Below are 12869 nucleotides of genomic sequence, written 5' to 3'. Positions count from 1 at the left end.
GAGGCTCGGCGCCGGGTCATCCGGAGCAACCCTCGCATGCAGAATGCCGCGGGAGAGGCCGCCGACCTAGTCGCCTTGCAGAGCGATCATGGGATCTAGCCCCCGTACCGGAGGACCTGCCGACGATCACGGTGATGCAGGGCTCGCTCGACAGCTACCAGTTGCTTGTCGGGCAGGCACAGCCGGAAGGAGAATGCGCATGCCCTCCCATGCCGTCGACGGGGCACGCCTCGGCATCATGCTCAACGATCTGCGGCTGCCCGCGATCAAGACCCTCTGTATTGAGCTCACCGCCGGCAGATCACCATGCCGGGCAAAAAGGAAAGGTAGACGGCAAAAGGGATCGACAGGATCGCCGCAGCCAGGCGCGGCGGCTGAATGCGGCAGGCCAGAGCTTCCCGAGCGCAGATCGGGGCACTGACATTGGCCAGCTCCGCATGGAAGCCACCGGGGAACAACCGCCCCGTTCCAGAGAAAACTTCATTCCGGCACCGGCGCGAAAACGGCCCGGACGCGGCCCAGAACCGTCACGCCTGCTCCCGCCGCCGCACGGGGCAGGACCTCGGCCTCCATGGACGGGTTGTCCGGACGCAGGAGCAGCCAGTCTTCCCCCACGCTCAGCCGCCGGATCAGCACGCGGCCGTTCCGCCGGAGAGCGAAAATGGCCGCAGCCGCTCCAGGGCGGCGATCCGCCCCGTCGGCCAGCACCGCCCCTCCCTCCGGCAGAAACGGAGACATCCCCGCGTCGCCGGAGCACAGAAGCACCGGCTCGCCCACGCCTTTTGCCTCCAGCCAGCCGCGCGGCAGGCCAAGGGAAGCAGGCCCTGGTCCGGCAGACTCCGGCATGGGAAGCACCAGAAACTCGCCCTGCTCCGCTGACGGCGGAGCCTCCACGCGCGGCGGTCCGACATAGAGTTCCAGTCCCAGCGCCGCGCAGATCGCCTCCGCCCGCTCGAGCGTCGGGCTTGCCTCCTTGGCATCCTGCCGCACCGCGCTGCGCAGGTATCCTGTCCGGAACCCGTAAAGCATCTCCGCCTGGTTCACGTTGAGCCCCAGCTCGGCCAGTCTCTGTCTCACGATCTCGGAAAAGCGCATCGTCACCCCTGGTTCGGGATATTTCCCGAATCGGAGACTTGCAATTTGGGCTTATCCCGCACTACGTAGGAATTATCCTATTTCTGTTTCGGGCAATTCCCGATGATTTTTGCACCGACGCTGCAAGCCAGTTCATCCCGATTTTCCCTTCCCTGCACTCCAGAGAAAACGAGGCCCCAATGCCCAGACGCTTCTCCCGCGACGCCTTCGAGCACCTGCTCTTCCCGCTCCACCCAAACCTCTACGCCGCGCTCGAAGCGAAACTCGCCGAGGTGGACAGGCTCCAGCCCGGGCTGCTCGACGGCGCCGCCGCGCTGGCGCAGGTCTCGAACGCGATGGGCTCGCGCGAGACATTCGGAACGGACCGGCTCGGCGGCGCGCCCCTGCCCCTCCACGACCTGCGGCTGATCGTGGTCCCCGAAGAGGGCCGCCCGCTGCGCAAGGCGCAGGCCGCGCGCATCGAGATCCTGCCCCATGCTGCCCGCCCAGCCGCGCGCTACACCGGCTGCCACCTGATCGTCACCGTGGCCGCCGGCGGCATCCAGACCGGGCACATCCTGCCGCTCGGCTACGCCCTGCGCGATCTCGAGGACATAACGCTGCGCCCCGGCGGCTACCAGATCTACCGCCACCATCTTTATCCCAGCGCCACCCCGATGCCGGTCGCGCCGATGCGGCCGGGCGCAGAGCCGGTCCTGCCCTGGGCGGCCTATGCCGGGACGGGCCTTGTCTATACCGGCCTGACCAGCCGCAGCTGGGCCAAGCGCCTGGCCGAGCACCGCCGCGCCGCCCGTGCCGGGAGCGGCACGCTGTTCCACCAGGCGCTGCGCGGCACCTTCTTCGCGGTGGCGAAGACCGAACACGAGATCCTCCGCGCCGGGGTCACCCGCGCCGAAGCGATGCGGCTGGAGGAGATCGAGATCGAGGACCGCTCGCTCTTCCCCATCCATGCGCGCGGGCTGAACATGATCCCGGGCGGCGAGGCGGGGATGAAGTTCATCGCGCAGTGGCGGCGCGGCAGCAGCGCCCCGCCCGAGCCGGGCGCGGTCGAGGAGGCCTATGACGCCGCGCTGAAGGAGATGCTCGCGGCGCGGCTGGAGGGCTGCGTGCCCGACGCCTCCGCAATCGCGCGGCTCTGGGCGGAGAACCTGGCCTACCGAATCGGGGTGACCTGCGGGCGCGGGGACCGGCTGTCGCAGCTCCAGATCACCTTCGCCCGGATCTGGCATGCCTGCGGCTGGAGCCCGGAAAAGATCGCGGAGAAGCTCGACGGCGTCGACCGCCGCCGCGCCAGCCCGGAGCAGGTCCGCCGCCTCCTCGCCGGAAAGACCTATGCCGATGTGCCGAACCTGATGCCCGGCAACGCGGAACAATCCGGCGGCTGATCCGGGCGCCCAGGCCGCCCCGGAGAGCGCCGGCAGCGAAGCTCGCGGAAAGTCTTGCCACGTGGCAAGATCTGGCAATGCCCCGGTCCATGGGCGCAGGCAGCGCAATTCCGTGCGGGCACTGTCCGTTCCAGCCTGCGATCCCATGCCGGAATGCCCTAGCGGCCGAGCGCCCGCTCGAGGTCCTCCGGGCCGAGCGCGAGCGCAATCGCCAGGGCATGGGCCGCCGTCACCGGCGCGCCCGACGCGTAGTCTCCGGAAATGCGCGCAAGGCCCGTCTCCCCGTCCTCGAAATCCGGCCGCGGCAGCCGCAGCACTGCAATGACGGAGCGGATGCCCCGCTTTGCACGGCAGGGAACACTTTCCCCGGCCACCTCCAGCCAGGGGTCCATGCCGCCAACGCCCGCCGGCACTTCCAGATGCAGGCTCCAGCGCCGCTTCCTCGGCAGCCGCTCCAGAATCTCCAGGCAGCGCCGGAGCTCTTCCGGGGTGCCGAGCCGGATGCCGGTGTTGGACCGGGTGGCCGACAGCAGGACCTTTGCAAGCCACCAGGCAAGATCTGCGCCGAGACTGCCGCGGAGGTTCCAGAACTCCTCCATGAGCAGACGGGCCTCGCGCCTTTCCGCCCGGCTGCGCGGCCAGTGCGGCGCGAGCCTGCCTTCCGCGCCGGGCGGCAGAAGCCGCGGGCTTCCCCTCCGCGTCTTCATCGCGGCGAGCGCCCGCGCCGCGCCGAACGACGCCGCGACATCCCCCGCCATGCCAAGCTGCGCCGCAATGCCGGCCTCCGTCATCTCGCCCCCGTCGAGCTTCTCCAGCAGCTGTGCGAACCGCAAGGGCGTCCACGCCCCCGCGGCGCCGGGCACCGCATCAAGCCCTCCGGTCGGCAGGCGACCGGGCTCTAGCGGGCTCAGCCGCGCCGCCAGCCTCCGTGCCAGAGCGTCGTACTCCGATGCGCTGCAGCGCCGCGCGCACCCCTCGAAGATCGCGAGATCCCAGCCATGGACATAGGACTGGCTGGTGATGGACGGGCCGCGATGTCCCGCATGCCGGGACAGCGCACGCCAGGCATCCCGCGGCATCGACAGGGGGGCGACGCTGTCCGCCGCGCGCGCGGCCTCCGCCGCCGTCCAGCCGGACAGCCGGATGCGGAGCGCGGCGCGATCCACGAGCGGATGCGGATGCGGCAGGCGCGCCTCCCAGATTGCCCGGTGCAGATGCGTGAGCGCCGCATGGCGCAGCGTGTGGCCGCTGGCGCCGCAGCCGCCGGCTTCCCCGAGAAGCTCGCCGAGCAGCCTGCCCAGGCCCGCCGGGCTGAACGGCGCGAGGCCGTCCGGCCCCGCCACGCCGAACAGCGGACCCTCCGCCGGAAACGCCGAGCGCCGGTCCAGCCAGGACCGGAACACGGACGCCTCCTCCTCCGTCATGAGCGCGAAGGGCCGGACGCCGCGCCGCGCCCAGGCCGTCTTGTTGCCGCCGAAAGGCGTCCGGACAATGAACAGCACCGGATCCCGGTCCGTCCGTTCGAGATCCGTGGCCCGGGCCTTGCAGGCTTCCCCGATCCGCAGCCCGGCCCGCCATTGCAGGATCAGCAGCGCCTCGATCGCCAGGCGCTCGTCCGCGCCAAGGTCCGGATGGGTCCGGATGGCACATCGGACGGCGAGGATCGCTGCGGCCGGAACGATCAACGCCCGAACCCGGGTGGCAACGCCCTCCGCCTCGAACACCTCCGGCGGCACGCCGCCGGACACGCGGCCGCACGCTTCCGCCCAATCGTGGACGCGGCGCAAGACGCGGCGCAGGTAGCCCCGCTCGCGCTCGCTGCGGATGTCGCTGTCGATCACGGCGGAATAGAGGTCCGCCAGCTCTCCCGCCTCCGCATGCTGCGGGTCGAACGCCCCCGCCACGGCGGCCAGGCGCAGCGCCACGGCGTGGTGGTAGCGCTGGACGGAAGGCGCCTTGATCCCGCGGCCTAGCTCCGCGAGATACCAGTCGCGCAGCAGGAGGCAGGCGGGCGTCCACCAGCTGCTGTCGGCAGCCTCCAGCCGCTGCGTCAGGAGGGCGTCCGGGTTGCGGCCGGGCTCCGCGGACAGATCCGTGCCGACGTCGGGCCTGATGCTGGCGAGGATCCGGTTCAGCACGGCAAAGGACAGGCTGGCCTTCCGGTCCTCCTCCGGCGCCTCGCGGGGGGGCCGGCCGGGCGCCGCCGCCAGAACCGGCAGCGGCACGGCGTCCGGCACCAGGTCCAGGACGGCCCCCAGCGCGGCGGACCAGCTTTCGGGCGTGGGAGAGAAGCTGGGCTGGCGCCCCCGCGCAACCGCAATCGCGGCCCGGTCCATGGCCGGCGCAGCCAGCTCGAGCTCGGCCAGGGCGCCATCGATCAGCACGGTCAATGCCAGCGGCGTCGAACCGAACCCAAGACCCCGTGCGATCAGGCCGGAAATCCCGGCCAGGCTGCCGGCGGCGTCGCGCAGGTCCGCGAAATCCCCGGCGTCCGGTCCGGACTCGGTCCAGGCGGCGATCGCCGCAAGGCTGTCCGGGTCCACGAACCAGCGGCGCAGCGCATAGGGGCCGGCCGCGTCCTCGCCGCTGGTGATCGCGAGGCGGCGCTCCCAGAGCTTCGCGCGGCGGCCATTGCCGGCTTCCGGGCTGCCCTCCTCCGGACCACGCATGAACAGGTCGATCCACAGCGGAAGCCCGGGAGCCTGGCCGAACCGTGCCTGCGGATCCGCGAGCCAGAGCGCCAGCGCGGCGAGGGCGCGCATGTCGGCCAGACCGCCATGCCGGACGGCCGAGGCCAGCACGACGCCGGCACGCTCTGCCGGGGAAGCCGCCGGATCCCGCTGGCCGAGCCGCGCTGCCAGCGCCTCGCCGAACGGGCGCCAGCGGCGCAGCCGGTCCAGTTTCCGGGGGGCCCAATCGTGATCTTCCGCGCGCACCGGAGTGATCGCCGGGGGCGGTGCCACCGGCGCGAGCGGATTCGCAATGTTCCAGGCATCCACTGCCTCGTGCAGGATATCCGTCACGACTGCAGCGTCGGCCGCGCTGCTTACGCGCCGCCGAAGCTCCTGGCGCATGGCCTCGATCATGGCATCCGCTTCCGGCGGCGGAGGAGCCTCTCCACGCAGCCAGGACAGCTTGGCCCCTATCAGCGTCCGGGCAACCTCTGCCAGCCGCGCCCGCCGCTCTCCCGCGCGCCGGTCCCGCCCCGGGACCTGTGCAGCCGGGACGCTCAAAGCGGGCTCCGCAAGGGCGCCAGGCCAAGCTCGCCGAGCAGGTCCTGGGCCGCACCGGCAACGGCGCGCAGTTCCTGGATCCGGAAGGCCGAACTTGCGCTCAGCGCCTCCTCTCCCAGCCTCGCATGGCCGAAAGCCGCGTCGATCGCATTCGGCGCCACGCCCGCGGTGACCAGATGGCTGCGCAGCAAATGCCGCGCAGCGTTGTCCTGGACCGGCAGCACCGTGGCCCGGTGCTTCAGGATCGCCGCGTGATCGGGCTCGACAACCTGCCCTGTCCCGTCGAGGAAGAAGAAGAGCGGCGGCGGGGACCCGCCGGACCGCTGCTTGAGAAGCGGCGCAAGACGGTCCCGCACCAAGACGGGACAGAGCGGCGAAAGCACCTCCGCAAGCGCCCCCAGATGCGCCTCCCAGTGCCGGAGCTGCGCAACCGCTGCGGGCGGAAGCGCCACCATGCGCGAGGAGGGACCGCCGCGGGTCGCCTTGTCGGAGATCCACATCATGGCCGTGGGCAGGTCGTAATCTCCTGCCCTCTCGAAGGGCGCGCCGACCGGCCGGTGCCCGGTGGCAAACATCAGGAGTTCCAGCGTGTAGGTCGCGAACAGGTTATGCGCCTCGGCGGCTGCGGCAAGACCGGGTCCTTGCCCGTCCCTGCAAAGCGCCCCGAGTTCCGCGATGTCCTGCGCCAGTTCCCCGAAGGCGAGCCGCAGGAGCTCGCGCGGCAGACGGGCGCGCGAGCCGACGACCGGGGCAGGCTGAGGCACGCGCTCGGGCGGCGCGAGCCCCAGCCCCTCGCGCAGCGCGCGCTCCCACCAGCCGAGCAGCAGGTCCGTGGACAGGGCGGTGTAGTGCATCTGGGCATGGTTGCCCGGATCATGGCCGCACAGGGCTCCGGTCACCGCGGGATCCGCCCCGGCCCGGCGCAGCCAGGCCGCCAGCCAGCCGGAAACCCGGCCGCGCGCATAGGGCCGGGCAACGCGGTCCCGGAGGCGGCGCAGCGACAGGTCCGCCATGCCCGGCGCGAGTCCCAGAAGGGTGCCCGGTGCAAAACCGGCCGGACAGCCAAGACGGAAGCGCTCCGTCCCGTCGGAAGCCAAGCCGAGATCCGCAGCCTCCTGCGCGCCGATCTTGAAAGGCGGCAGGTGGACCGCGGCCTCCAGCACGACTGTCTCGCCCACCTTCACCCATTCCCCGCTCTCCTCCGGTCCGGCGACGCAATCGTCATCGCTGTCCCCGTCCTCGATGACGAGCCCCTCGCCCGCGCTGCCGAAAGCCGACAGCAGCCGGTCAACACTCCGGCCGTAGATCAGCGACAGCGCGGCGGCCTGCAGTCCGGGGTCCCCGGGACTTCCCCGTGCCGCGCCGAGAAGGACCCGGGCCTCGTGACCGGTCAGGACATCGTGCTCGGCAGGCAGGGCCAGGCCCCGCGTTGCCGTCACCGCAGCTGCCGTCGCGGTCCAGACCCGGTCCTGCGCCAGGGCATCGAAGGACTTTTCCGGCCGGGTGACATGGCGCGTGTTGCGGGGCGCGTCCGCGGCCGCTGTCGCTCCGGGCGTCCCCAGCCTGTCCTCGGCTTCCCGCCCGAGGTCATCTCCCCATTCGAGGACATCCTCCGGTCCTCCGGCCGATGTCCGCCGGAGCACAACTCTGCCCGGACTGCCTTCGAACCGGCGGTGGATTGCGGCGCGGTCATGGACCACGCCGTCGAACAGGGTGCAGAGCGCCCCGAGCCAGCGGCGCGGCGATCCTGCCGGGCCTTCCGCCGAGGGCATGCCCTCCCTGGCCGCGACGAGCGTTTCGAGCACTGCAGGGAAGTCCCGCGCCGCGCCCGCGCCGATCCCGTCCAGGACCTCCGGCCTTTTCGTCCTCAGGCGGCGGTACCCGTCCGCGGCGGCAAAGATGCGGTTCTCTGCCGGGTCTCCCTCCAGGCGCTGCAGCATCGCGGCCAGCACCCAGGCGCCGAGACGGTCCGGCCCGGCCTCCACGCCCCGGCCCGGGGCCCTGGCGGCGACGGCCTGGGCAATCCGCAGCCTGTCGACCTGGCCGCCCGGCTGCAGATGGCGAACACGCCGCAACTGATCTGCATGATCCGCCTCGGCGGGGCCGGCCGCAGCCTCCGCTTCCCCGCCGCACAGGGCATCGAGCCGGGCCATGGCCCCAGCCCGGGCTCCGCCGGACCCTTCCGGCAGTAGTCCGAGAAGGCGCCTTGCCTCGGCATGGAGCGCGCGGCACGCGGACCGCGGCACCGCCCCGAACAGGGGATGGGAAAAATTCTCCGGTCCCGGCATCGCCCGCATCCTCGCTGCTGTGGCTCGACTCCAGCTGAGCATGGACGGCCAGCCCGTTCAATACCGGTACATGCCCGGCCATCCGGATAGCGCCCCAATTGAATACCGGTACATGGAGGCCGATCCGGATAGCGCCCCGGGCGGCACAACGGGACGCCCGCGCGGGACCGCCCCGAACCCAATACCGGTAGACATGGGGAAATCGGGATAGCCCCTCCAAACGCAACATGCTCAAATACTGCGACATTGCCGCCAGGAGGTGCCGCACGTTTCTGAATACCGGTACATGTGGACCCGGCAGGATAGCGCTTCAGGGCGGTCCTGCCAGGGACGCCCGGAATTTCGCGACAGCACGCTCGAACTGGGTGCCCTCGGCCGCGCGCGGGGCACGGAAGGGCGGAGGGCCATCCGGTCGGCTGCCCGCATCCCGTGCCCCGGCCTCACCGGCCGGGATATCGGCACTCATCCCGGCAAGGGTCCGGGAAATCTCGCCAGCCATTGCGGCAGGGAGGGATGCAGCACGGAGCAAGATCGCCAACTCCGCCCGCGCCATCTCCAGAACCGCCGCTTCGGCCGCGAAGGGCAGGACAACCGCGAGCACGCCCTCCTCCCCCGCCAGGGCGCGCAGGTAGGCCCCGAACCCGCCGACGACCGCAGGCCCTTCCGGGGCCATGGCGGCAATGGCAACCACCGCGCCCCGCGCGGCCGTCTCATGGCCGGCACAGCACGTCCATGCCCTGCTCCAGGCCTCGAAGGCGGGTCGCGCAGCCGGATGGAGCGGCAGTTCCGCCGCATCCGCAATTCGGACATCTTCCGGTTTCCAGCCTGCCGCCATGGGCATGATGAGGCGCTCCCGCTGCCGGTATTGTCAAGGTCGCGGCTACTCGAGATTAAATTCGGGAAATTAACTTCGTTTTGGAAACCATAGGCTTGCAGGCCACGCGATCGATGCCCAAATCCATCCAGAGCGAACAAACATGGAACGCGCGCAGGTGCAGGACCACGACACGGGCGGATTGCCGGCCTATCTCCACTTGGATGAGAAGACCAAGCGCGCCATGTTCGGCGCCGACCCGCGATGGACACGGCTCGTCCTCGACGCATCCTATCTGCATGGGAAAGCAAGCGTTGCCGAGCGCCTCGCGACGAACCGGACCTGCGAGATCGTGCTCGACCTCAACGTAGCGGAAACCGCGGCACCCGGCCGCTTTGCCGGCAAGGACAAGCTGCCCTGGGCCAACCGTGACCGCCCCTGGACGCCGGAAGATTTCAGCCGCAGCAGGAACGACGACCTCATCCTGAGCATGGCGCAGTTCGCCGCCGCGCACCATGTCCACACGGTGCTCGCCCCCACGCATCTGCTCGGCGGCACGGGAGAGCCCTGGCTGCCGGTCGACGCGGACGGCTGCCGCCAGCTGCGCGCGGCGCTCGATCGGCTGGGATGCGCGCATGTCTCCATCGACTATCCGGTCCTGGCGCCGCTCGCCCGCGTGCGCGAGCATGCCTGGCGCAAGCAGGTCATCTCCGCTCTCGCGGATCTGCCATTCGGCCAGCTTTGGCTCCGTGTCGGCGGGTTCGGGCTCCACGAAGACAAGCGGGCCGGGATCCTCGTGGTCGCGCTACAGGATTTCCAGGCGCTCGGACGCCCGATTGTCCTGGACATGGCCGGAGGGTTCGCCAGCCTCGCCGTGCTGGCCTGTGGCGCCGTCAGCGCAATGGGGCACGGCATCGCGAAAGGCGAAAAAATGGATTTTTCCCAGTGGCGCAAGGAACCCAAAGCCGACAGCAGCGGCGGCGCGCCAATGGCATCCCGGGCCTATCTTGCCCAGATCGACGCCTTTCTCAAGAAGGACCAGCTTGCAGATCTTGCCGGTCAGGTTACGGCACAGGCCATGATCGATCGCCACTGCCAAAATTTCCTGCGCGACCGTGCTGCCCAGCTGGACAATGCTCTCTCCGGCAGCGCCGAAGAACGTGCCGCAGCCTTCGTCGCCGATCAACGGCAACGCTTGTGGGAGCTCGAACAGCAGATCAAGCGGGGCGAAGCGCCGGGCCTGGCTGCCACACAGCTGGACAAGGCACGGCAACGCACCAAGGAACTCATCCGCGGCCTGGAGGAGACAGGAGCAACGCGCTTCTCTGCGCATGCGATCCCGCTTCTGCAGCGCAGCCATGACGCATTGCAATACCCGCTGGACCTGCAGCCCTGAGCCCACAATTGCGGCGCAAAAGCGGCCACCGGCGGGACGCCGCAGGCGGTCCTGGAATTGCGTTTTCCAAATGTCTTGCCATGTGGCAAGACATGCGCCCTCTCAAGCGTCCCCGAAGCGGTCCCGGACAAATTCCCGGATGGCCGCATCGAACTCTGCGCGGGATATTTCGGGCGGCACTTCCAGCACCAGCTTGCGGCCCCTCGGGATCGCGGCAATGCCGGCCGCCGCGCTCGGCCCGTAAACCTTCGGAGCCGGAAGCTCGGCGGCAGGCGGCCGCGCCGGCGCCAGCAGTGCCGCCAGGACCTGCGCTCCGGTCCTCGCCGTCCCCTCGGCCTTCTCGGCCGCCATGTCCCTTGCGACGGCCAGCACTTTCTTCCTGACGCCCGGATCAGATAGGAGCGGCGCCAGCTGCCGCGCATGCACCTCGAGGATGTCGCGGATCGAGGCGTAGGCCGCCACGATTTCTTCCGGGAGACGCGCCAGGGCCAAGCGGCGCGACAGCCAGCTCTCGCTGACTTCCAGACGCCTGGCCATGACGGACTGCGTGCCGCCGTAGTAGCGCTCCAGCGCAACGGCATAGCTGCACGCGCGCTCGTAGTCGCTGATGTCCCGGCGGTGACGGTTCTCCACATCAGCCAAACGGAAGGCCTCCTCGTCGCCGAGGTCCCGGAGCTCGACCAGGAACTGCATTTCCGTATGGCCATTTTCCCGCAGCCACGCGACCGCGAAATGCCGCCGCGCACCGCAGATCACCTCGTAGGCCTGACCATCCGCCCCGCCATCCTGCACCTCCCGCACGATCGCGGGAAACTCCTGGCAGCCCTGAGCGCGGATGCCGGCAATGAGGTCGCTGCAGGCTTCCTCGTCCAGCAGGCCATAACTGCGGTTGTGCCCTGCCCAGATCCGGCACGCAGCCGGATCGACCAGCAGGATGGACCCTGCCCCGGCCGCCGACGACTTCCGCTTCCGGCGCTTGTCTGGCCCGGCGGCCTTTGCAGCCTCCGGCTGCCCCTCCAGTCCCGACAGGAGGTCGCCGAACGCGGCATCCTTGCTCTTGCTCATGGCGGCTCTCCCTGTCGGCGATCCACCCGTGCGGCTGACGCGCCGACAGAGCCCGTGCGGACGGGTTCTGCGCGTTGCCAGCGGGCTGCAGGACGAATCAGGCCAAGTTGAAGCTAGTATCCAGAAACACGTAACTCCATGTCAACGCTTCAGAAAAATGTTTCCCGGAGTACTTTTTCTGCACACTGGGCGCGGGACGAGCCTCCGTTCCGCTGCCAGGGAAGGAGCCAGCCACTCCCCCTCTCCTGCACGGCAGGAAGCTCCATGGAAAGGGACCAGGCAGGAGGTGCCCATGGCGATCCGGCTGACGGACCAGTTCGCTGGCGACGCTGGCGCGCAGACTGCTCTTCCCGGTCGCAGCCGGGGCGAAGGCGGTTGCGCCTGCCCGGCGGGCTGGAACTGCAGGCATGCCGCCGCCCTGCCGCTGCAGCGCGGGCTCGGCCGCATCCGCAACCTCGCTCCCGTCCGAGCCCCGCGGCAAGACCCGGCCGCCGACGGTCGCGGACCCGCCTGCTCCAAGTGCCCGCCCAGGCCAGTCCGCAGGCCACCTTCCGGATCGGCACCTTCAAGGGGCGGCCGACGCCGCCGGGAGCGCGCCCGACAGCCCCATCCGGCGCCAAGGCGCGATGCAGTTCCTGCGCGATCGTGCCCCCACGAAATTCGGCCGTCCCGCCGAGCCCGGGCTGCTGCCCGAGCCGGTCCTGTAGAGCGTCAACCTCCTTGGCCGCTACCGACAACCTCCTTGGCCGGTTTTGACCGCTGCGTTCTTCGTTGATTCTACTGGGCGCTTTCCTCCTCGAGCTTGTCGCTGGAGGCTGTCGGCGGAGCGACAGCCACGGGTGATTGCCCGGATGCGGCGGCCCGCCGACGGTAACTGTCGCCGTTCATCTCGAGGATGGTTGCATGGTGGATGAGCCTGTCGATCGCGGCGACGGTGACGGCCTGGTCGGGAAAGACGCTGCCCCAGGCGCTGAAGGGCTGGTTGGCGGCGATGGCGAGGCTCCGGGTCTCGTAGCGCCTGGCGATCAGCTCGAAGAGCACGGAGCTCTCAGCCTGGTCCTTCTGCGCATAGGTGATGTCATCGAGAATGATCAGGTCGAACTTGTCGAGCCTGGCCAAGGCAGCCTCGAGGGCGAGATCGCGGCGGGCGGCCTGGAGCCCCTGCACCATGTCGGCGGTGCGGGTGTAGAGGACGCGCCGTCCGGCCTCGACGAGGGCATGCCCGATGGCGCAGAGGACATGGGTCTTGCCGACGCCGGAGTTTCCCCTTTCGGCGAATGCATGCATTCGCCTGCCGGGCAGCGGATGGCGATCAGGTTGGCGCCGGTCTCGATCCAGTCCCCGGCGGCGAGCGCCTCGATGCGGGCCCGCGGGACACCCGCCAGGGCCTTGAAGTCGAAGGTGGCGAGCGTCTTTCCCCCGGGCAGCCCGGACTCGCGCAGGTGGCGCTGGATGCGCCGTGCGTCGCGATCGGCGAGCTCGATTTCGGCCAGGGCAGCGAGAAAGCGGGACGCTGGCCAGCCTTCGGCATCGGCACGCCCGGCCAGCGCAGGCCAGTGGCGCAGGATGCTGGGCAGGCGCAGCGCAGTGAGC

The 12869-nt window shown here is 70.2% G+C and carries 9 protein-coding genes and 1 pseudogene; 2 read left to right on the top strand and 8 right to left on the bottom strand.

Annotation, left to right across the window (positions count from 1 at the left end):
• Nucleotides 1-287: 287 nt before the first annotated feature.
• Nucleotides 288-458 carry a hypothetical protein gene (locus HCC78_RS29685; RefSeq protein ID WP_172332362.1) on the bottom strand — a complete coding sequence of 57 codons (171 nt, stop codon included), beginning with the start codon at nucleotides 456-458 and terminating at the stop codon, nucleotides 288-290.
• A 22-nt stretch (nucleotides 459-480) separates the two neighbouring features.
• A complete protein-coding gene (locus tag HCC78_RS29680) occupies nucleotides 481-1077 on the bottom strand; it encodes a S24 family peptidase (RefSeq protein ID WP_172332361.1) in 597 nt (198 codons plus the stop codon).
• 197 nt (nucleotides 1078-1274) lie between these two features.
• Between HCC78_RS29680 and HCC78_RS29675 the strand changes: the two genes are divergently transcribed.
• Nucleotides 1275-2480 (top strand): hypothetical protein, encoded by a 1206-nt coding sequence (locus tag HCC78_RS29675; protein WP_172332360.1) that lies wholly within the window; start codon nucleotides 1275-1277, stop codon nucleotides 2478-2480.
• Between the two features lie 158 nt (nucleotides 2481-2638).
• Here the strand turns inward: HCC78_RS29675 and HCC78_RS29670 are convergent, their stop codons facing one another.
• From HCC78_RS29670 to HCC78_RS29660, 3 genes are all read right to left on the bottom strand, one after another.
• Entirely contained in the window at nucleotides 2639-5566 is a 2928-nt protein-coding gene (locus HCC78_RS29670; RefSeq protein WP_172332359.1) for a site-specific integrase, read from the bottom strand.
• A gap of 143 nt (nucleotides 5567-5709) precedes the next feature.
• Nucleotides 5710-7788, bottom strand: a complete 2079-nt coding sequence (locus tag HCC78_RS29665; protein ID WP_172332358.1) for a hypothetical protein — start codon at nucleotides 7786-7788, stop codon at nucleotides 5710-5712.
• Between the two features lie 523 nt (nucleotides 7789-8311).
• Nucleotides 8312-8842, bottom strand: coding sequence for a hypothetical protein (locus tag HCC78_RS29660; protein WP_172332357.1), 531 nt, complete (start codon nucleotides 8840-8842; stop codon nucleotides 8312-8314).
• A gap of 136 nt (nucleotides 8843-8978) precedes the next feature.
• Between HCC78_RS29660 and HCC78_RS29655 the strand changes: the two genes are divergently transcribed.
• Nucleotides 8979-10211, top strand: coding sequence for a hypothetical protein (locus tag HCC78_RS29655; RefSeq protein ID WP_172332356.1), 1233 nt, complete (start codon nucleotides 8979-8981; stop codon nucleotides 10209-10211).
• A gap of 102 nt (nucleotides 10212-10313) precedes the next feature.
• Here the strand turns inward: HCC78_RS29655 and HCC78_RS29650 are convergent, their stop codons facing one another.
• The 3 genes and pseudogenes from HCC78_RS29650 to HCC78_RS34635 form a co-directional block, all read right to left on the bottom strand.
• Entirely contained in the window at nucleotides 10314-11276 is a 963-nt protein-coding gene (locus HCC78_RS29650) for a ParB/RepB/Spo0J family partition protein (RefSeq protein ID WP_172332355.1), read from the bottom strand.
• Nucleotides 11277-12053: 777 nt separating this feature from the next.
• Nucleotides 12054-12563, bottom strand: a complete 510-nt coding sequence (locus HCC78_RS34640) for an ATP-binding protein (protein ID WP_305848703.1) — start codon at nucleotides 12561-12563, stop codon at nucleotides 12054-12056.
• A 77-nt stretch (nucleotides 12564-12640) separates the two neighbouring features.
• Nucleotides 12641-12823 (bottom strand): annotated as a pseudogene (locus HCC78_RS34635) (ATP-binding protein); the annotation flags it as partial.
• Nucleotides 12824-12869 lie beyond the last annotated feature (46 nt).

This window comes from Mangrovicoccus sp. HB161399, assembly GCF_013184745.1.
Lineage (GTDB): Bacteria > Pseudomonadota > Alphaproteobacteria > Rhodobacterales > Rhodobacteraceae > Mangrovicoccus.
Note: the sequence above shows the minus strand (reverse complement) of the source record. Positions and strands in the feature narration are given on the sequence as shown.

Bases quoted from the DNA above. Each gene is read 5' to 3' on its own strand.
- HCC78_RS29675 (WP_172332360.1), top strand. From the start codon at position 1,275: ATGCCCAGACGCTTCTCCCGCGACGCCTTCGAGCACCTGCTCTTCCCG.
- HCC78_RS29670 (WP_172332359.1), bottom strand. From the start codon at position 5,566: ATGATCGAGGCCATGCGCCAGGAGCTTCGGCGGCGCGTAAGCAGCGCG.
- HCC78_RS29660 (WP_172332357.1), bottom strand. From the start codon at position 8,842: ATGCCCATGGCGGCAGGCTGGAAACCGGAAGATGTCCGAATTGCGGAT.
- HCC78_RS29655 (WP_172332356.1), top strand. From the start codon at position 8,979: ATGGAACGCGCGCAGGTGCAGGACCACGACACGGGCGGATTGCCGGCC.
- HCC78_RS29650 (WP_172332355.1), bottom strand. From the start codon at position 11,276: ATGAGCAAGAGCAAGGATGCCGCGTTCGGCGACCTCCTGTCGGGACTG.
- HCC78_RS34640 (WP_305848703.1), bottom strand. From the start codon at position 12,563: ATGCATGCATTCGCCGAAAGGGGAAACTCCGGCGTCGGCAAGACCCAT.